19 protein-coding genes are annotated in these 18279 nt (G+C 75.0%); 5 read left to right on the top strand and 14 right to left on the bottom strand.

Translation table 11 applies throughout. The features are described 5' to 3' along the window. Positions 1–40: 40 nt before the first annotated feature. On the bottom strand, positions 41–844 hold the full coding sequence (locus tag O7633_RS11790; protein ID WP_141723764.1) for an isoprenyl transferase: 804 nt from the start codon (positions 842–844) through the stop codon (positions 41–43). Between the two features lie 8 nt (positions 845–852). Continuing rightward, positions 853–1665 (bottom strand): DNA repair protein RecO, encoded by an 813-nt coding sequence (gene recO, locus O7633_RS11795; protein ID WP_278128724.1) that lies wholly within the window; start codon positions 1663–1665, stop codon positions 853–855. A 101-nt stretch (positions 1666–1766) separates the two neighbouring features. Between recO and O7633_RS11800 the strand changes: the two genes are divergently transcribed. Then, positions 1767–2576, top strand: coding sequence for a DUF4097 family beta strand repeat-containing protein (locus O7633_RS11800; RefSeq protein WP_282327852.1), 810 nt, complete (start codon positions 1767–1769; stop codon positions 2574–2576). Here O7633_RS11800 and O7633_RS11805 read toward each other — a convergent pair. From O7633_RS11805 to O7633_RS11840, 8 genes are all read right to left on the bottom strand, one after another. Further along, the gene (locus O7633_RS11805) at positions 2563–3717 is read right to left on the bottom strand and encodes an acyltransferase (RefSeq protein ID WP_282327854.1); all 1155 of its coding nucleotides are present in this window, start codon (positions 3715–3717) and stop codon (positions 2563–2565) included. The genes O7633_RS11800 and O7633_RS11805 overlap by 14 nt on opposite strands. A gap of 189 nt (positions 3718–3906) precedes the next feature. After that, entirely contained in the window at positions 3907–4827 is a 921-nt protein-coding gene (gene era / locus O7633_RS11810; protein WP_282328532.1) for a GTPase Era, read from the bottom strand. 5 nt (positions 4828–4832) lie between these two features. Further along, entirely contained in the window at positions 4833–5219 is a 387-nt protein-coding gene (locus tag O7633_RS11815; protein WP_074474584.1) for a cytidine deaminase, read from the bottom strand. Then, a complete protein-coding gene (locus O7633_RS11820; protein WP_282328533.1) occupies positions 5212–6630 on the bottom strand; it encodes a hemolysin family protein in 1419 nt (472 codons plus the stop codon). The genes O7633_RS11815 and O7633_RS11820 overlap by 8 nt, the downstream gene beginning before the upstream one ends. Continuing rightward, positions 6606–7079 (bottom strand): rRNA maturation RNase YbeY, encoded by a 474-nt coding sequence (gene ybeY, locus O7633_RS11825; protein ID WP_282327856.1) that lies wholly within the window; start codon positions 7077–7079, stop codon positions 6606–6608. Before ybeY ends, O7633_RS11820 begins: the two co-directional genes overlap by 25 nt. Positions 7080–7088: 9 nt before the next feature. Next, on the bottom strand, positions 7089–8153 hold the full coding sequence (locus tag O7633_RS11830) for a PhoH family protein (protein ID WP_074474581.1): 1065 nt from the start codon (positions 8151–8153) through the stop codon (positions 7089–7091). A 153-nt stretch (positions 8154–8306) separates the two neighbouring features. Beyond that, positions 8307–9677 carry a serine hydrolase domain-containing protein gene (locus tag O7633_RS11835; RefSeq protein WP_282327857.1) on the bottom strand — a complete coding sequence of 457 codons (1371 nt, stop codon included), beginning with the start codon at positions 9675–9677 and terminating at the stop codon, positions 8307–8309. A gap of 120 nt (positions 9678–9797) precedes the next feature. After that, positions 9798–10148, bottom strand: a complete 351-nt coding sequence (locus O7633_RS11840) for a histidine triad nucleotide-binding protein (RefSeq protein ID WP_282327858.1) — start codon at positions 10146–10148, stop codon at positions 9798–9800. A 45-nt stretch (positions 10149–10193) separates the two neighbouring features. On the opposite strand from O7633_RS11840, the gene O7633_RS11845 reads away from it, so the two are divergent. Then, positions 10194–10955: an SDR family oxidoreductase gene (locus O7633_RS11845; RefSeq protein WP_282327859.1), complete on the top strand. Its 762-nt coding sequence runs from the start codon at positions 10194–10196 to the stop codon at positions 10953–10955. A gap of 92 nt (positions 10956–11047) precedes the next feature. On the opposite strand, the gene O7633_RS11850 is transcribed toward O7633_RS11845, so the two are convergent. The 3 genes from O7633_RS11850 to hrcA all read right to left on the bottom strand — a co-directional run bounded on the left by O7633_RS11850 (position 11048) and on the right by hrcA (position 14025). Further along, positions 11048–11782: a 16S rRNA (uracil(1498)-N(3))-methyltransferase gene (locus tag O7633_RS11850; RefSeq protein ID WP_282327860.1), complete on the bottom strand. Its 735-nt coding sequence runs from the start codon at positions 11780–11782 to the stop codon at positions 11048–11050. 1 nt (position 11783) lies between these two features. Continuing rightward, complete coding sequence (gene dnaJ, locus O7633_RS11855) at positions 11784–12929, bottom strand: molecular chaperone DnaJ (RefSeq protein ID WP_176734858.1); 1146 nt, start codon at positions 12927–12929, stop codon at positions 11784–11786. Between the two features lie 73 nt (positions 12930–13002). Further along, positions 13003–14025, bottom strand: a complete 1023-nt coding sequence (hrcA, locus tag O7633_RS11860; RefSeq protein WP_282327861.1) for a heat-inducible transcriptional repressor HrcA — start codon at positions 14023–14025, stop codon at positions 13003–13005. A gap of 297 nt (positions 14026–14322) precedes the next feature. Here hrcA and O7633_RS11865 point away from each other — a divergent pair, with 297 nt between their 5' ends. Next, positions 14323–14946, top strand: a complete 624-nt coding sequence (locus O7633_RS11865; protein ID WP_282327862.1) for a DUF4870 domain-containing protein — start codon at positions 14323–14325, stop codon at positions 14944–14946. A gap of 58 nt (positions 14947–15004) precedes the next feature. On the opposite strand, the gene hemW is transcribed toward O7633_RS11865, so the two are convergent. Next, positions 15005–16228, bottom strand: coding sequence for a radical SAM family heme chaperone HemW (gene hemW / locus O7633_RS11870; RefSeq protein WP_282327864.1), 1224 nt, complete (start codon positions 16226–16228; stop codon positions 15005–15007). A gap of 19 nt (positions 16229–16247) precedes the next feature. On the opposite strand from hemW, the gene O7633_RS11875 reads away from it, so the two are divergent. Continuing rightward, on the top strand, positions 16248–17030 hold the full coding sequence (locus O7633_RS11875) for an enoyl-CoA hydratase-related protein (RefSeq protein ID WP_282328534.1): 783 nt from the start codon (positions 16248–16250) through the stop codon (positions 17028–17030). A gap of 240 nt (positions 17031–17270) precedes the next feature. Further along, on the top strand, positions 17271–18140 hold the full coding sequence (locus tag O7633_RS11880; RefSeq protein ID WP_282328535.1) for a hypothetical protein: 870 nt from the start codon (positions 17271–17273) through the stop codon (positions 18138–18140). The last annotated feature ends 139 nt before the right edge of the window (positions 18141–18279 follow it).

Below are 18279 nucleotides of genomic sequence, written 5' to 3' on the forward strand. Positions count from 1 at the left end.
CGGCAGGACTCGGGCTGCGGCGGGTCAGGGCTACGGCGGGTCAGGGCTGCGGCGGGGCGACCGGGTTGGGCAGCGCCCCGCCGAACCGGCGGTCCCGCTGGGCGTACAGCTCGCACGCGTACCACAGGTGCCGGCGGTCGAAGTCGGGCCAGAGGGTGTCGAGGAACACCAGCTCCGCGTACGCGGTCTGCCAGAGCAGGAAGTTGGAGATCCGCTCCTCGCCGGACGGGCGGAGGAAGAGGTCCACGTCGGGGACCTCCGGGTGGTAGAGGTACTTCGCCACGGTCTTCTCGGTGACCTTGCCCGGGTCGAGCCGGCCCGCCGCCACGTCGCGGGCGATCGCGGCGGCCGCGTCGGCGATCTCGGCCTGCCCGCCGTAGTTGACGCAGAACTGCAGCGTCAGCGTCGAGTTGCCGCGCGACATCTCCTCGGCGGTCTGCAACTCGGAGATGACGCTCTTCCACAGCCGGCCGGCCCGGCCCGACCAGACGACCCGCACGCCCAGGTCGACGAGCTGGTCGCGGCGGCGACGGATGACGTCCCGGTTGAAGCCCATCAGGAACCGGACCTCGTCCGGGGAGCGCCGCCAGTTCTCGGTGGAGAACGCGTACGCCGACAGGTAGGGGATGCCCAGCTCGATCGCGCCCTCGACGGTGTCGAAGAGGCTGTGCTCGCCCTGCTCGTGGCCCTTCGTGCGGGGCAGCCCCCGCTCCTTGGCCCACCGGCCGTTGCCGTCCATGACGATCGCGACGTGCTTCGGCAGCGCGTCGCCCGGCAGCGCCGGGGGCCGGGCGCCCGACGGGTGCGGAGTCGGCGGCACCGGCTCGCGCCGGCCGGCCCTCATCGAACGGATCACTCGGTCTTCCCCCTGTCCACGGCGGCGGCACCGCCGGCCGTCGGGCCGCCCCGGTCGACCAGCGGCAGCGAGCGTAGCGCGCGCTCCAGGTGCCACTGCAGGTGCGCCGCGACCAGGCCGCTGCACTCCCGGCGTACGCCGGTCTCGGTGGCGTCGGCGAGCACCCAGTCGCCGGTGGTGAGCGCGGACATCAGGTCGACGGTCGCCGGGGCCGGGTGGGCCGCGCCGGGGGGCCGGCAGTCCGGGCAGACCGCGCCGCCGGCCGGCACGGAGAACGCCCGGTGCCGGCCCGGGGTGCCGCAGACCGCGCAGGCCGTCAGCGCGGGGGCCCAGCCCGCCAGGGCCATCCCCCGCAGCAGGTACGCGTCGAGCACCAGCGTGGTGGCGTGCTCGCCCCGGGCGAGCGACTTGAGCGCGCCGAGGGTGAGCTGGAACAGCCGCAGCGACGGCTCCCGCTCGACCGGGGTGAGCCGCTCGGCGGTCTCGGCGATCGCGCTGGCCGCCGTGTAGCGCGGATAGTCGCCGAGGAACCGCTTGCCGTACAGGTCGATCCCCTCGACCTGGCTGACGCTGTGCAGCGAGCTGCCGATGTTGCCCTTCGGGTCGCCGGCGAGCTGCACGTCGACGTGGCCGAACGGCTCCAGCCGCGCGCCGAACTTGCTGGTGGTGCGGCGGACCCCCCGGGCCACCGCGCGCAGCCGCCCGTGCCGGCGGGTCAGCAGGGTGATGATCCGGTCGGACTCGCCGAGCTTCTGCACGCGCAGGACCACCGCGTCGTCGCGGTAGAGCTGTCGGCGGTACCCGGCCATCCGATCATTCTCCCCCGACGGGCGGAATCAGGGTCGAATCGGGGTGCCCGGCGGGTGATCCCCGATGCGCGGCGGGCCGGGACGGCCGTAGCGTGCCGATCATGGCCTCGCACCGGACCGTCCACGCCACGCGCCCCGCCCTCCCCACCCGCGCCGTCGCCGTCGGGGCGGCCGCCACCCTGGTCCTCCTCGCCGGCTGCGACAACCTGTCGCTGCGCCGGCTGGACTTCGACGACGTCGAGTCGACGCGGATCGCCCGGGTCACCGTGCTGCCGGGCTCGGGCGACGTGACGGTCGTCGGCAGCGGCCCCGCCGGCCAGGTCCGGATCAAGCGGGTGCTGCGCTACCACGGCGACCAGCCCGGGGCCCGGTACGAGATCCGGGGCGACGAGCTGGTGCTCGACTCCGACTGCGGTGACCGCTGCTCGATCTCCTACGAGGTGACCGCCCCGGAGGGCATCGCCGTGAGCGGCGAGACCGGGTCGGGCAACGTCGTGCTGAGCCGGGTCGGCGTGGTGGACGTGCGGCTCGGCTCCGGGAACCTGGAGATCACCCGGGCGACGGGCCCCGTACGCGCCGAGACCGACTCCGGCAACGTCGAGGTCGACGACGTCCGCGGCCCGGCCACCCTGCGCGCCGGGTCGGGCAACGTCACGGGCAGCCGCCTGGGCGGCCAGGTGGACGCCGAGACCGACTCCGGCGACGTCACCGTCGAACTGTCCGCCCCGGCCTCGGTGCGGGCGCACGCCGGCAGCGGCGACGTGCAGGTCGTCGTGCCCGCGGGCCGGTACCGGGTGCGCTCGGACGTCGGCTCCGGCGAGACCGAGCTGGGCATCGTGGACGATCCGGGCGCGTCGCTGCTGCTCGACCTGGCCGCCGACAGCGGCGACGTGGCGGTCACCGCGCGCTGAGCTTGAGCGTGTGCTCCTCGGGGGCGCGGGGCGCGGGCAGCGCTGCCCGGCCGGACCCGGCCGGCGCGGGGCTGACGGGCACGGGGGCGCCGCCGGCCGGCACGGGGCGGCCGGCGGCGACCCCTCGGGCCGGCACGGGGCGGGCCTCCCCGGGGAACAGCTCCGGGGGCCGGCGGGCCGCGACGTCCTCCACCCAGCCGACCAGCACGGTGACCGCGCCGACCAGCGCGAAGACCAGCACCACCCGGATCGCCAGGCCCACCGGGTCCTGATGGGACCAACCGACCACGTCGACCAGCGGGGTGAGCGCCACCACGAACGGCATGTGCCACAGGTAGACGGTGAGCGCCCGCCGGTTCAGCACCGTCACCGCCCGGCCCGCCACGGCGGAACGGTCCACCCAGGCCGCCGACGCCGGGGCCCGGCCGATCGCCACCAGGATGAACGCCGCCGACCAGAGCGCGTTGCCCAGCGGGATGTCGTTCAGGTCGTACCCGCGCGGGCCGGGGTGGGTGACGATCCACGCCGCCCCGGCGACGCCGAGGGCCAGCGCCGCCGGGACCAGCACCCGATTGGCCGTACGCCGCAGCAGCCCGTCGTGGTGGGCGAAGCCGAGCAGCCACGCGCCGAAGTAGAGGCCGAACTCCCGCAGCACGGTGGGCGCGGCGGGCAACAGTCCGAACTCGATGGTGGTCAGCAGCGCGTACGGGGCGAGCAGGGTGGGCCACGGGGCCCGCCGGAACAGCCACAGCGCGACGGGCGAGGCGAACACGAACCACAGGTAGTCGCGCAGGTACCAGATCACGCTGAGCGCCAGCGCCCCCCAGTAGTTGGCGGGCGGGTCGGCGACCGGGAACGCCCACAGCAGCACCTTCGGCGTCAGCGGCAGCCCGGTGAGCAGCATGGCGGGGACGAAGATCGCGGCCAGCACCCACAGCGAGGGCAGCAGGCGGCGCAGCCGCCGGCCGACCGCCGACGGGCCGGACCGGTCCAGCGACGCCGCCATCAGCGACCCGGCGAGCGCGAACATCACCGACATGGCCGGGAAGACCAGGGTCAGCGTGGCCCAACCGGTCACGTGGTAGACGACGACACGGACGATCGCCAGGGCACGGAGCAGATCCAGGTACCGGTTTCGCATCAGCCGGCTTCCGGTCGGGAGCAAAGGGGGCAATGGCTACCTACCCTCCGGCCCTCCCCCGCAAAACGGCCAGCAAACCACCCCGAAAGTGAGAAACCCCATCCTCCCCACCCACCCCGGTGACCGGCCCGGGGCCGGACGGAGCGGCGTGCGATGGGGGGAGGATGGGGCGGGGTGGGGTGGGCGGGGTCAGAAGCCCAGTTTGCGGAGTTGTCTGGGGTCGCGTTGCCAGTCCTTGGCCACCCGGACGTGCAGGTCCAGGTAGATGCGGGTGCCGAGCAGCTCCTCGATCTGCCGGCGGGCGGTGGTGCCGACCTCCTTGAGCCGGCTCGCCCGGTGGCCGATCACGATGGCCTTCTGGCTGGGCCGCTCGACGTACACGTCGGCGTAGATCTTCATGAGGTTGCCCTCGGGGATCATCTCCTCCACCACCACGGCGATGGAGTGCGGCAGCTCGTCGCGGACCCCCTCCAGGGCCGCCTCCCGGATCAGCTCGGCGACCAGCACCTGCTCCGGGTCGTCGGTGAGCATGTCGTCCGGGTAGAGCTGCGGCGACTCGGGCAGGTAGCCGGTCATCACGTCGACCAGCGTGTCGAGCTGGTGCCCGGAGACCGCGCTGACCGGCACCACGGCGGCGAACTCGCCCAGCTCGCTGACCGCCAGCAGCTGCTCCGCCAGCCGCTTCTTGTCGACCAGGTCCGTCTTGGTCACCACCGCCAGCACGGTCGCCTTCAGCTCGGCCAGCTCCCCGGTGATGAACCGGTCGCCCCGGCCGACCGGCTCGTCGGCCGGGATGCACAGGCCGATCACGTCGACCTCGCTCCAGGTGGAGCGGACCAGGTCGTTGAGGCGCTCGCCGAGCAGCGTACGCGGGCGGTGCAGCCCGGGGGTGTCGACCAGCACGAGCTGCGACTCCGGCCGGTGCAGCACGGCCCGGATGACGTGCCGGGTGGTCTGCGGCTTGTTCGAGGTGATCGCGATCTTCGTGCCGACGATCGCGTTGGTCAGCGTCGACTTGCCGGCGTTCGGACGGCCCACGAAGCAGGCGAACCCCGCCCGGTAGGGACGCGCCCCGCCGACGCCGGCGTCGCCCGGCCGGCCACTCCGCACGTCGCTCACTCGACCACCGTGCCGAGGACGGCGCCGTCCGGCGCGGCCACGTGGATCGGCGCGTCGGCGGCGAGGTCACGGACGGCGGCGTGCCCCGCCCCGTCCAGGGTCGACGCCTCCGTCACCACGACGGCGGCCTCCAGCCGGGTCGCCCCGGCCGCCACGGCGGAGGCCACCGCGAGCTGGAGGGCGGTGAGGGTCAGCGAGGGCAGCGACACGCTCGCCGCCGCGTACGTCCGGCCGTCCTGGTCGCGTACCGCGGCGCCCTCCACGGCGCCCACCCGGCCCCGGGCCCCCCGGGCGAGGATGACCAGCTTGCCGTCCTCGGCGCTCAGCTCGACCGGCGCGGACGGGGTGGGTAGCGCGGCGGGCGCGGCGGGTGACTCAGGCATCGGCGGGTTGCCTCTCCTCGGCTCGGTTCTGGGTGCCCCGGGCCTCGGCGGGCTCGCCGCGCCCGGGGGTCGGGTCGGGGTGGTCGGTCGGCTCGACCCGGCTCACCAGCACGGTGTCGATCCGGTTGCGCCGGCCCGTGGTGCCCTCGGCGACCAGGCGCAGCCCGGCCACCTCGGCCTCCGCGCCGGGGATCGGGACCCGGCCGAGGGCCTGCGCGAGCAGGCCGCCGACCGTCTCGACCTCGTCGGCGGGCAGCTCGACGTCGAACAGCTCGCCGAGGGTCTCGACGGGCAGCCGGGCGGTGACCCGCACCGCGCCGTCCGCCAGCCGCTCGACCGGCGGGCGTTCGACATCGTACTCGTCGGTGATCTCGCCGACGATCTCCTCCAGGATGTCCTCGATCGTGACGAGGCCGCCGGTGCCGCCGTACTCGTCGACGACGATGACCAGGTGGTTGCGCGCGGCCTGCATCTCCGACAGCAGGTCGTCGACCGGCTTGGACTCCGGGACGAACGTCGCCGGGCGCATCAGCTCCGCCACCGGCAGCCGGGACGCCGCCGGGTCGCCGCCCTGGGTGCGGCGGATCAGGTCCTTGAGGTAGAGCACGCCGAGCACGTCGTCGACGCTCTCCCCGATCACCGGGATGCGGGAGAACCCGGAACGCAGGAACAGGGCGAGGGCCTGCGAGAGGGTCTTGCTCTCCTCGATCCACACCATCTCGGTGCGCGGCACCATCACCTCGCGGGCGATGGTGTCGCCGAGCGCGAACACCGAGTGGATCATCTGCCGCTCGCCGTGCTCGACGACGCCCCGCTGCTCGGCCAGGTCGACCAGCTCGCGCAGCTCCACCTGGGTGGCGAACGGCCCCTCCCGGAAGCCGCGCCCCGGGGTTACCGCGTTGCCGATCAGGATCAGCAGGGAAGCCAGCGGGTTGAGCGCCCGGCCCAGCCAGCGCACCAGCGGCGCGACGGCCCGGCCGACCGCGTACGCGTGCTGCCGGCCGAGGGTGCGCGGCCCGACCCCGACCACCACGAAGCTGATCACGGTCATCGCGCCGGCGGTGACCAGCGCCGCCCGCCAGCCCGCGCCGAACGTGTCGACCGCCACCAGGGCGACCAGCGTGGTGGCGGTCAGCTCGGCCAGCAGCCGCAACAGCAGCAGCAGGTTGAGGTGGCGGACCACGTCACCGGCGACGGCCTGGAGCGTGCGCGCGCCCCGGGCCCCGTCGCGGGCCAGCTCGGCCGCGCGGGCCGGTGACACGGCGGCCAGCGCCGCCTCGGTCATCGCGATCAGGCCGGCGAGCACCACCAGCCCGGCCGCGAAGACGAGCAGTTGCAGGTCGGGCAGGCCGGCGGCCGCGCCGGCAGCCGACACCTGGAGGGGCATCACGCGGACCGGGTCGACCGCCAGCTGGCCAGCAGCCGGGCCTGGAGCTCGAACATCTCCCGCTCCTCCTCCGGCTCGGCGTGGTCGTAACCGAGCAGGTGCAGCACCCCGTGCACGGTGAGCAGGTGCAGCTCGTCGGCCGAGGAGTGACCGGCCGTCGCGGCCTGCTTGGCCGCCACCTCCGGGCAGAGCACGATGTCGCCCAGCAGCGCCGGCTCGCCGCCGGCCGCGGTGGACTCGCCCGGCCCGTGGTCGACGCTGCCCTCGTCCATGGGGAAGGCGAGCACGTCGGTCGGGCCGTCGCCGCCCATCCAGCGGTGGTTCAGCTCGGTCATGTAGTCGATGTCGACCAGCAGCACGGACAGCTCGGCGAGGGGGTTGACCCCCATCTCGTCGAGGGCGTGCCGGGCGACGGCGAGCACGGCGTCGGTGTCGACGTCGACACCGGACTCGTTGGCGATCTCGATGGACAACTGGGTTCCCTAGGTCTGACGGCGCCGGCCGGCCCGGCCGCCCTGGGCGGTGCGCCCCGGCACGGCGTGCACGCCCTGCGCCTGCTGGTTCTCCCGCTCGGCGTCCCAGCGGGCGTACGCGTCGACGATCTCCCCGACCAGCCGGTGCCGCACCACGTCGGAGCTGGACAACTGCGCGAAGTGCACGTCCTCCACGTTCTCCAGGATCTCCCGGACCACCCGCAGGCCGCTGGTCGTCCCGCCCGGAAGGTCCACCTGGGTGACGTCGCCGGTGACCACGATCTTGGAACCGAAGCCGAGCCGGGTGAGGAACATCTTCATCTGCTCGGGCGTGGTGTTCTGCGCCTCGTCGAGGATGATGAACGCATCATTCAAGGTACGCCCCCTCATGTATGCCAGGGGCGCGACCTCGATCGTCCCGGCCGCCATCAGCTTCGGGATCGTCTCCGGGTCGAGCATGTCGTGCAGCGCGTCGTAGAGCGGGCGCAGGTAGGGGTCGATCTTCTCGTTGAGCGTGCCGGGCAGGAAGCCCAGCCGCTCCCCCGCCTCGACCGCCGGCCGGGTCAGGATGATCCGGTTGACCTGCTTGGCCTGGAGCGCCTGGACCGCCTTCGCCATCGCCAGGTAGGTCTTGCCGGTGCCGGCGGGGCCGATGCCGAAGACGATGGTGTGCGCGTCGATCGCGTCGACGTACTTCTTCTGCCCGAGCGTCTTGGGGCGGATGGTGCGCCCGCGCCGGGAGAGGATGTTGAGCGTCAGGACCTCGGCGGGCCGCTCGGTGCCGCCCTGCTCCAGCATCCCGACGGTGCGCCGCACGGCGTCAGTGGTCAGGGTCTCGCCTTTCTCGATCAGTTCGAGCAGCTCGCTGAAGAGGCGCTCGGCGATGGCGTTGTCCGCCGGGGCACCGGTGATGGTGATCTCGTTGCCGCGGACGTGCACGTCGCTGTCGACCGAACGCTCGACGAGTCGCAGGATCTCGTCGCCCGCGCCCAGCAGGTTGACCATGATCTTCGAGTCGGGGACGGTGATCCTGGTCTGCACCCGGGGCGGGCCGGGAGGTGGGGTGCCGGTCATGGGTCGGGCCGAGGGGCCCTGCGCACCTGCTCTCGATCTCGGCGCCGGGCCCTGCTGGCGCGGCGGTCGGACGTTACCCCCCATCGTAACGTTTCCCGCCCGGCGGCACCTCGCCCATTTCCCCCGGCCGGCGGCGGGCGGCGGGGGCGGGGGTCAGCGCCGGAAGTCGTACCCGTCGAAGGTCTCCTGGCCCCGGGTGAAGCGGTAGGTCGCCCAGTGCAGCCGGACCACCGCCCCGGTCGCGTCCCGGGTCAGCCGCAGCAGCTCGCCGGTCTCCCGCCCGGAGACGGTGCGGAACACGTCGGGCCGGTCCGGCAGCGGGGCGAAGACCGCCGGGGGCTTGCCGGCCGGGTCGTCGACGCCCCGGGCCCGCAGGGTGCCGTCGTGCCAGGTGAAGACGTACGCGAAGCCCTCGCCCCACCAGTGGCCCAGCATGCCGCGCAGGTGCGGCGGGGCCGGCGGGCCCGGCCGCCACGGCACGACGTCGGCCGGGTCGTGCTCGACGGCGGCGGCGAGCAGCCGGTGCGGCAGGTCGATCACGTCCACGCCGGTCCCGGACGAGCCGAGCACCGCCGCGCCCATCGCGCCGGGGGTGCCGTCGCCGCCCCGGCGGCCGTAGACGGCGGCGAGGAAGCCGGGCATCGCCCCGTCGTGGCCGACGTGCACCACCCGACCGCCCTGCGGCAGCAGGATCAGCCCCAGCCCGAAGCCGGCGCCCCAGGACGTCTCGTCGGTGACGGTCAGCGGCCAGCGCATCTCGTCGAGCGTCGCCGGGGCGAGCACCGCGCCGGTGGGGTCGAGCGCCGCCGGGTCGGCCAGGAACGCCGCCCAGCGGGCCATGTCGGCGGCGGTGCTCCAGAGCTGGGCGGCCGGGCCGACCGCGCCGAAGTCGGTCGGCGGCTCCGGGTGCGCCTCGTCGGAGTACGCGTCGACGAGGAACCCGGTGGCCGCCGCCGGGCCCGGCCGGTCGGTGGTGGCGGTCAGGGCGAGGGGGGCGAGCACCCGGTCGGCGAGCACCTCGGCCCAGGTGCCGCCGCGCAGCCGGGCGACGAGCTGGCCGAGCACCGCCAGGCCCAGGTTGGAGTAGTGGAAGCGGCGGGCCGGCGGCAGGACCCGCTCGGCGCGGGCCAGGTCGGCCAGCAGCTCGTCCGCCCCGGGGGCGCGCAGGGTGTCCCAGACGTCGCCGTGCGGCTCCCGTTGCAGGCCGGCGGTGTGCGACAGCAGCCGGCGCACGGTCAGCTCGCCGTGCGCGGGCACGTCGAGGTGCGCGCCGACGGGGTCGTCGAGGTCGAGCAGGCCGGCGTCACGGCACTGCATGACCAGCACGGCGGTGAACGTCTTGGTGACCGAGCCGATCCGGAACAGCGTCTGCGGGCCGAGCGCGGTGTCGTTGCCGGTGCCGCCGGCCTCGCCGGTCCAGAGCGGGCGGTCCGCCCGGTGCAGGGCCGCGGCGACCGCCGGCACCCGCCCCTCGGCCTGGACCCGCCGCACCATCCGCCCGAGCCGCTCGCCGATTCCACCCACGCCCGCAGTGTAAGGAGGGGCCCCTTGTTAACGCATTCTGCATAGGAAGGGCCCCTTCCTAACACCTCGGCGCGGGGCGCGTCCGCGACGGACGCCTCCGCGACGGGCGCGCCCGCTCCCTCAGCGGCAGAGCATCGGGCCCAGCGGCGCGCCGCCGAGCAGGTGCGCGTGCACGTGGAAGACCTCCTGGCCGCCGTACGCCCCGGTGTTGAACATCAGCCGGAAGCCGTCGCCGAGCAGCCCCTCGTCCTCGGCGACGGCGGCGGCCGTGGCCAGCAGCTCGCCGGCGAGCGCCGGGTCGCCCTGGCCGAGGGTCGCCACGTCGGCGTAGTGCTCCTTGGGGATGACCAGCACGTGCACCGGGGCCTTCGGGTCGATGTCGCGGAAGGCGAGGGTGGTGGCGGTCTCCCGGACGACGGTGGCCGGAATCTCCCCGGCGACGATGCGGCAGAACAGGCAGTCGGATCCCATCGGGGCATGGTAAGTGGTGCCGGGCGGCTGGGGCATGATGGCCGCGTGACTTCACGGGCGGTGCTGGTGACGGGGGCCTCGCGGGGCATCGGGCGCGCGGTGGCGACGCGGTTCGCGGCCGGCGGGGACCGGGTGGCGATCCACCACCGGGGCTCCGGGGAGCTGGCCGAGCGGCTGCGCGCGGAGCTGCCGGGCGACGGTCACGTCGTGGTCCGCGCGGACCTGGCCGACCCCGAGGCGGTACGGGTGATGGTCGACGACGCGGCGGCCCGCCTCGGCGGGCTCGACGTGCTGGTCAACAACGCCGGGGTGTACGGCGAGCGGAACGCGCCGCACCCGGTGTTCGGCACGTCCTACGCCGACTGGCAGCGGCGCTGGCGGCTGGTGCTGGAGACCAACCTGACGGGGGCGGCCAACGTGACCTGGTGCGCGGCCCAGCACATGCGGGGGCGGGGCGGCCGGGTCGTCAACGTGTCGTCGCGGGGCGCGTTCCGGGGCGAGCCGGAGCAGCCGGCGTACGGGGCGAGCAAGGCGGGGCTCAACGCGCTCGGCCAGTCCCTCGCGGTGGCGCTGGCCCCGTACGGCATCGCGGTCGCGACGGTGGCCCCCGGCTTCGTGGAGACGGACATGACCACCGAGCACCTGGCCGGCGAGGGCGGCGCGGCGATCCGGGCGCAGAGCCCGTTCGGCCGGGTGGCCCGCCCGGAGGAGATCGCGGCGGCGGTCCACTGGCTCGCGTCGGCGGAGGCGGAGTGGGCCTCCGGCACGGTCGTCGACCTCAACGGCGCGTCCTACCTGCGCACCTGACCCGGCCGGGGTTCAGCAGCGGGACAGGCAGGTCCCCGACGGGACAGGCGGATCGCCGGCGGGACAGGCAGGTCACCGACAGGACAGGCGGGTCACCAGCGGGACAGGCGGGTCGCCAGGACGCAGAGGGCGGCGACGCCCGCCGTGGAGGTGCGCAGCACGTACGGGCCGAGGCGCACCGGGCGGGCGCCGGCCTGGGTGAACGCGGTCACCTCCGCGTCGGTGATGCCGCCCTCAGGGCCGACGACCAGCACGATCTCGCCCGTGGCGGGCAGCGCGGCGGCGGTCAGCGGCTCCTGCGCCTCCTCGTGCAGGACGAACGCGGCGGCGGCCCCCGCGATCCGGCGGGCCACCGTGGCCGTGGACTCGTCGGGGGCGCCGGCCACCACGGGCAGCCACGCCCGGCGGGCCTGCTTCGCCGCCTCCCGGGCGGTCGCCGCCCACTTCTCCCGGGCCCGTACGCCCCGGTCGCCGCGCCACTGCGCCACGGAGCGGGCCGCCGCCCAGGGCACGATCTCGTCGACCCCGACCTCGGTCATCGCCTGCACGGCCAGTTCGCCCCGGTCGCCCTTGGCGATGCCCTGCGCCACGACGAGCCGGGGGACGGGCGCGTCGACGTACCCCCGGGAGGTGACCCGCAGGTCGAGGGCGCCCCGGCCGACGGCGGTGACCACGGCGGTGGCCGTGCCGCCCCGGCCGTCGGCCAGCAGCAGTTCCTCGCCGGCGCGCAGCCGCTGCACGGTGGCCGCGTGGTGCCCCTCCGGGCCGCCGAGGGTCAGCGAGTCGCCGGTGGGCAGCGCGTCGACCAGGAACAGCGGCGCCGACACCTCAGGCGTGCCCGTTGAAGGCGTCGCGCATCCGGGAGAAGAAGCCGCCCTGCTTGCTCAGCTCGGCGACCTCCTCGCCCCGGGTCTTGGCGAAGTCGCGCAGCATCTTCTCCTGGTCGGCGTCGAGCTTGGTCGGGGTGCGCACGTCGAGGTGGACGTAGAGGTCGCCCCGGCCGGTGCCGCGCAGGTGCGGCACGCCCCGGGCGCGCAGCCGCAGGGTGCTGCCCGGCTGGGTGCCGGCCTTGACGTCGACCGTCTCCTCGCTGTCGAGGGTCTTGATGGTCAGCCGGGTGCCGAGCGCGGCGGCGGTCATCGGGACGGTGACCCGGCAGTGCAGGTCGTCGCCCTTGCGGGAGTAGACGTCGTGCGGGCGCTCGTGGATCTCGACGTAGAGGTCGCCGGCGGTGCCGCCGCCCGGGCCGACCTCGCCCTGCTGGGCGAGCCGGATGCGCATGCCGTCCTCGACCCCGGCGGGGATCTTGACGGTCAGCGAGCGGCGGGTGCGCACCCGACCGTCGCCGGTGCAGGTCGGGCAGGGGTGCGGGATGGTGGTGCCGTAGCCCTGGCAGACCGTGCACGGCCGGGCGGAGACCACCTGGCCGAGGAAGGTGCGCTGCACCGACTGGACCTCGCCCCGGCCGCCGCACGCCTCGCAGGTGGCCAGGTGGGTGCCGGCCGCCGTGCCCGCCCCGGAGCAGGTGGTGCAGAGCACCGCCGTGTCGACGGTGATCGGGGCCTCGACGCCGAACGCCGTCTCGTGCAGGTCCAGCTCCAGGCGCAGGATCGCGTCCGCGCCGGGCCGGGTGCGCGGGCGCGGGCCCCGGGAGCCGCCGGCCGCCCCGCCGAAGAAGGCGTCCATGATGTCCTGGAAGCCGACGAACGGGCCGGCCCCGCCGGGCCCGCCCGGGCCGCCCATGCCACCGCCGCCGGGGGCGAGGGGGTCGCCGCCGAGGTCGACGATCTGCCGTTTCCGGTCGTCCGAGAGGACCTCGTACGCGGCGTTGATGTCCTTGAACTTCTCCTGTGCCTCCGGGTCCGGATTGACGTCCGGGTGGAACTGCCGCGCCAGCTTGCGGTAGGCGCGCTTGATCTCGTCGTCGGAGGCCTCCCGGCTCACGCCGAGGATGCCGTAGTAGTCCCTGGCCACTGCGTCCCGTGTCCTCATGTTCTTGTCGCGTTGCGCCGGTCGTCGGCCGGAGCCGGCCGTCGGCCCTGACTGGTCAGTTCTGGGCCAGCAGCTCGCCCACGTAGCGTGCCACGGCCCGCACCGTGGCGATGGTGCCGGGGTAGTCCATCCGGGTGGGGCCGACCACGCCCAGTCCGCCGAGCGCGGTCGCCCCCGGGCCGTAGCCGGTGCTGACCACCGAGGCGGCCCGCAGGTTGTCGATCTCGTTCTCGTCGCCGATCAGCACGCGGGTGGTGGTCGACTCGGCCTCGCCGATGAGCTTGAGCATCACCACCTCCTCCTCCAGCGCCTCCAGGATGGGCCGCAGGGACCCCTGGAAGTCGAGCAGGCCGCCCCGGGTCAGGTTGGCGGTGCCGGCCAGCGCGATGCGCTCCTCGTGCCGCTCGACCAGCGTCTCCAGCAGCACGGTGGAGAGCGTGGTCATCGCGCCGCGCAGGCGCGGGGTCACCTCCTCGACCAGCGCCTGCACCAGCGGCGGGGTCTCCGACAGCCGGCTGCCGACGAGCTTCTCGTTGACCAGCCGACGCAGGTCGGTGACGTCGTCGGCGCTCACCGGCGCGGGCAGCTCGACCAGCCGCTGCTCGACCCGGCCCGTGTCGGCGATCATCACCAGCATCAGCCGGGTGGTGGAGATCGGCACCAGCTCCAGGTGCCGCACCGACGAGCGGGCCAGCGAGGGATACTGCACCACGGCGACCTGCCGGGTGAGCTGCGCCAGCAGCCGCACCGTGCGGTGCACCACGTCGTCGAGGTCGACCGCGCCGACCAGGAAGCGCTCGATCGCCCGGCGCTCGGCCGGGCTGAGCGGCTTGACCCGGGACAGCCGGTCGACGAAGAGGCGGTAGCCCCGGTCGGTGGGGACCCGGCCGGCGCTGGTGTGCGGCTGCCGGATGTAGCCCTCCTCCTCCAGCACCGCCATGTCGTTGCGGACCGTCGCGGGGGAGACGCCGAGCTGGTGCCGCTCGACCAGCGCCTTGCTGCCGACCGGCTCCTGGGTGGCGACGTAGTCCTCGACGATCGCGCGGAGCACGGCGAGCTTGCGGTCGTCCAGACCCACCCTGCCACCTCCTGTCGCATGTCGGGCCCGGCGGCGCGGCGGCACCGCAGGTCGGCGCTCCGCCGGCGCGTCGACGCCTGGCACTCGACTGTAACGAGTGCCAGTCTACGTCGGCTGCCCCGTCCTGGGTAAGATCAACGACGGACCGTGCGTGCGGTGGCCGCCGCGCGGGCGCGTGCCGACCGGTCGACGGCCGCCCGGCGCGGGCCGTCACCTGCGCACGCGGGCCGAGGATCCGCCCCGCCGAGCTGGTGTCGCACTGGTGCCGACTTGCCCGCAACCCCTACCGTGACGTGCATGACTGAACCACCTCGCCCTCCCGGATCGGGCGACCCCGGCGGCTACCCGCCGGAGCCGAACCCGTCGGCACCGTACGGCTCGCCGGGGCACGAGCCCACCGCACCACTGTCCGGCGCGCCCGGGACGGGCGGCTATCCCCCGCCCGGTGGCTATCCGCCGCCCACCGGCGACCAGCCGCCGTCGGCCGGCTACCCGCCGCCCGGGGCGGGCGGCTTCCCCCCGCCCGGTGGCGGCTACCCGACCGGCGGCGCGTACGGCCCGCCCTCCGGCGGCTACGCCAACAACGAGGACAAGACCTGGGTCCTGGTGGCCCACTTCGGCGGCGCGGCGGGGATGTTCCTCGGCGGCGGCGTGCTCGGCTGGCTCGCGCCGCTGATCGCCCTGCTCGCCCGGGGCAACCAGTCGCCGACGGTCCGCGCGCACGCGGTGGCGGCGCTGAACTTCCAGCTCCTCTGGTCGGTCATCGCCCTGATCGGCTGGATCCTCACCTGCATCCTGGTGGGGCTCCTGATCGGGTTCGGCGCGATGATCGTGGGCATCATCTTCGGCATCGTCGCCGGCATCAAGGCGAACGAGGGCAGCCCCTACCGCTACCCGATGACCGTCAACCTGATCAAGTGACCCCGCTGGTCACGTGACCCCGACCGGCCGCTCCCCCGGCCGGTCGGGGCCACCCCCGTCAGGGCAGCAGGTCTCTCACGACCGCGTCGGCCAGCAGCCGGCCGCGCAGCGTGAGCACCGCCCGGCCCTCCGCGTGCCCCGCCGGGTCGAGCAGGCCGTCTGCGAGGGCCCGCCGGGCCGCGGCGCGGCCCGCGTCGTCCAGCACGGCCAGGGGCAGCCCCGAGGCGAGCCGCAGCCGCAGCATCACGTCCTCCGTGTGGGCCTCGTCGGGCGTGAGCACCTCCCGGGCCAGGCCGGGCGACTCCCCCGCCGCGAGGCGCTTCGCGTACGCGGCCGGGTGCTTGACGTTCCACCAGCGCACCCCGCCGACGTGGCTGTGCGCCCCCGGCCCGAGGCCCCACCAGTCGCCGCCGGTCCAGTAGAGCAGGTTGTGCCGGCACCGGCCGGCCGGCGTGCGGGCCCAGTTGGACACCTCGTACCAGGAGAAGCCGGCCGCGTCGAGGGCCGCCTCCGCGGCCAGGTAGCGGTCCGCCGCCACGTCGTCGGAGGGGTACGGCAGCTCGCCGCGCCGCATCCGCGCGGCCAGCCGGGTGCCGTCCTCCACGATCAGGGCGTACGCGCTGACGTGGTCCACCCCGGCGGCCACCACCTGCGCCAGGGACGCGGCGAAGTCGTCGGCGTTCTCCCCCGGCGTACCGTAGATCAGGTCGAGGTTGACGTGGTCGAACCCGGCGTCGCGGGCCTCCCGGGCGGCCTCGGTGGCCCGGCCGGCGCGGTGCCGGCGGTCGAGGATCGCCAGCACCCCCGGCGCGGCCGACTGCATGCCCAGCGAGATCCGGGTGTACCCGGCGGACCGCAGGGTCTTCAGCGACTCCGGCGTCACCGACTCGGGGTTGGCCTCGGTGGTCACCTCCGCGTCGGCGGCCAGCCCCCAGGCGCGGTCGATGCCGTCGAGGATGCGGGCCAGGTCGTCGGCGGGCAGCAGGGTGGGGGTGCCGCCGCCGACGAAGACGGTGTCGACCCGGGGCGGCGGGGCGTCGCCGAGCACCCGGGCGGCCAGCGCCAGCTCGGCGAGCACCGTGTCGGCGTACGCCTCGCGGCTCGCCCCGCCGCCCAGCTCGTCGGCGGTGTAGGTGTTGAAGTCGCAGTAGCCGCAGCGGCTGGCGCAGAACGGCACGTGCACGTACACGCCGAAGCCGCGCGCGCCGACGGCGCGGGTCGCGGTGGCGGGCAGCGAGCCGTCGGCCGGGACGGGCTCGCCTTCTGGAAGGACGCCGGGCATGGCCACTAGTGTGCCCGGCATGACCTCCACCGCCGCGCTCGTGCGGGTCGCCACGGCCCGTGGGGTGACCACCCTCACCCTGGACAGCCCGCACAACCGCAACGCGCTCTCCACGCCGCTGATGACCGAGCTGCTGGCCGGGCTGGCCGCCGCCGTGGCCGACGACGCGGTCCGGGTGGTGGTGCTCGACCACGCCGGCCCCGTCTTCTGCTCCGGCGCGGACCTGAAGGAGACCGCCGCCGCGTACGCCAGCGGGACGGTCCCGGCCGGGCTGCTCGGCGACGTGCTCGCGGCGGTCTGGGAGTGCCCGAAGCCGGTGGTGGCCCGGGTCGCCGGGCCGGCGCGGGCCGGCGGGCTGGGCCTGATCGCGGCGGCCGACCTGGCGATCTGCGCGCAGGAGGCGACGTTCGCGTTCACCGAGGTGCGGATCGGGGTGATCCCGGCGGTGATCTCGGCGACCGTGCTGCCCCGGCTGACGTCCCGGGCCGCCGCCGAGCTGTACCTCACCGGCGACACCTTCGACGGGCGGCGGGCCGCCGAGATCGGCCTGGTCAGCACGGCGGTGCCCGCGGACGCGCTGGACGCGGCGGTGGCACGGGCCTGCGCCTCGCTGGTGCGGGGCGCGCCGAACGCGCTGGCCGGGGCGAAGGCGCTGCTGCGCCGCCCGCCGGCGGCCGACCTGCGGGCCGGGACCGCCGAGCTGGCCGCCCTGTCGACCGGGTTCTTCCTCTCCGACGAGGGGCGCGAGGGCGTGCTGGCGTTCCGGGAGAAGCGCGACGCGAGCTGGGTGCCGACGGACTGACCGGCCCCGGGCCGGCTGACGGTTTCCTTGCCGCCTGACGGTTTCCGGGCCGCTTGGTGGTGTCCGGGCCGCTTGGTGGTGTCCGGGCCGGCCGGCCGACTGGCTGGCGGTTTCCGGGCCGGAGCACCGGGAAGGCGGACACGCCTCGCGGCCGACCCGCCACGGAACGGAGCGAACCGGTCGGACGGGCCGGACGGCGGCGGCGGAGACGTACTCTTGGCGGACGCCGTCGAACAGGGGGTGCGGGTGCGAAGTCGGGCAGTCGTCGCGACCGGTGTCGTCGTCGCCGTGATCGCCGCGGTGGGGATCTGGCTCGTCGTCCGCCAGGCCGGCGGGCAGCTACGCCTGCCGTTGTCCCTGGCCAGCCGCACCTGCACGGTGCAGGCCGACGGCCAGGTGCGGCTGGACGCCGACCAGATGGCCAACGCCGCCACGATCGCCGCCATCGGCGTCCAGCGGAAGATGCCCGAGCGGGCGGTGGTGGTCGCCCTCGCCACGGCCTACCAGGAGTCCGGGCTGCGCAACCTCTCCGGCGGCGACCGGGACTCGCTGGGCCTGTTCCAGCAGCGGCCGAGCCAGGGCTGGGGCACCGAGGCGCAGATCGCCGACCCCCGGTATTCGACCAGGAAGTTCTACGCCGCCCTCAAGCGGGTACGCGGCTGGGAGAAGATGCGGGTCACCGACGCGGCGCAGAAGGTGCAGCGCTCGGCGTTCCCCGAGGCGTACCAGAAGTGGGCGGACGAGTCGGAGGTGCTGACACGGGCGCTGCTCGGCGAGGCGACCGGCGCGGTGGCCTGCACGGTCGGCGCGACGCCGGTGATGCGGGGCGCGGCCGCCGCAGCCGCGCTGACCCGGGGCCTGCGCCTGGACTGGGGGCTGCCGGAGGCCGCGTCCCCGGCCGAGCTGACCGGCGTCGCGGTGCCGGCCGACGACCGGCGCGACGGCTGGCGGTACGCGCACTGGCTGGTCTCGCACGCCTCCGACCACGGCGTGAAGCGGGTGCGCTTCGCCGGCCTGGAGTGGACCGCGAAGGCCGGCACCTGGGGCCGGGTGGGCGACGCGACGGCGAACGACGGCGAGGTGCTCGCCGAGGTCTTCGCCGACGCCTGAGCGGTCGCGATTCTCCACACCGACGGTTACCGCACAATCCTCCATATCCGGCGAAAGCCGCCGAACAAACACCCATTCTCACTCTCCGCACCCAACCGGGTGCCAACGGTCCGAGCACTCCCCCACACCGTCGGGCGCG

The sequence above is a fragment of the Micromonospora sp. WMMD712 genome, from assembly GCF_029581295.1.
Classification (GTDB): domain Bacteria; phylum Actinomycetota; class Actinomycetes; order Mycobacteriales; family Micromonosporaceae; genus Micromonospora; species Micromonospora carbonacea.

Bases quoted from the DNA above. Each gene is read 5' to 3' on its own strand.
- O7633_RS11865 (WP_282327862.1), top strand. From the start codon at position 14,323: ATGACTGAACCACCTCGCCCTCCCGGATCGGGCGACCCCGGCGGCTAC.
- O7633_RS11830 (WP_074474581.1), bottom strand. From the start codon at position 8,153: ATGACCGGCACCCCACCTCCCGGCCCGCCCCGGGTGCAGACCAGGATC.
- O7633_RS11800 (WP_282327852.1), top strand. From the start codon at position 1,767: ATGGCCTCGCACCGGACCGTCCACGCCACGCGCCCCGCCCTCCCCACC.
- recO (WP_278128724.1), bottom strand. From the start codon at position 1,665: ATGGCCGGGTACCGCCGACAGCTCTACCGCGACGACGCGGTGGTCCTG.
- O7633_RS11790 (WP_141723764.1), bottom strand. From the start codon at position 844: ATGAGGGCCGGCCGGCGCGAGCCGGTGCCGCCGACTCCGCACCCGTCG.
- hemW (WP_282327864.1), bottom strand. From the start codon at position 16,228: ATGCCCGGCGTCCTTCCAGAAGGCGAGCCCGTCCCGGCCGACGGCTCG.
- O7633_RS11815 (WP_074474584.1), bottom strand. From the start codon at position 5,219: ATGCCTGAGTCACCCGCCGCGCCCGCCGCGCTACCCACCCCGTCCGCG.
- O7633_RS11840 (WP_282327858.1), bottom strand. From the start codon at position 10,148: ATGGGATCCGACTGCCTGTTCTGCCGCATCGTCGCCGGGGAGATTCCG.
- O7633_RS11805 (WP_282327854.1), bottom strand. From the start codon at position 3,717: ATGCGAAACCGGTACCTGGATCTGCTCCGTGCCCTGGCGATCGTCCGT.
- O7633_RS11875 (WP_282328534.1), top strand. From the start codon at position 16,248: ATGACCTCCACCGCCGCGCTCGTGCGGGTCGCCACGGCCCGTGGGGTG.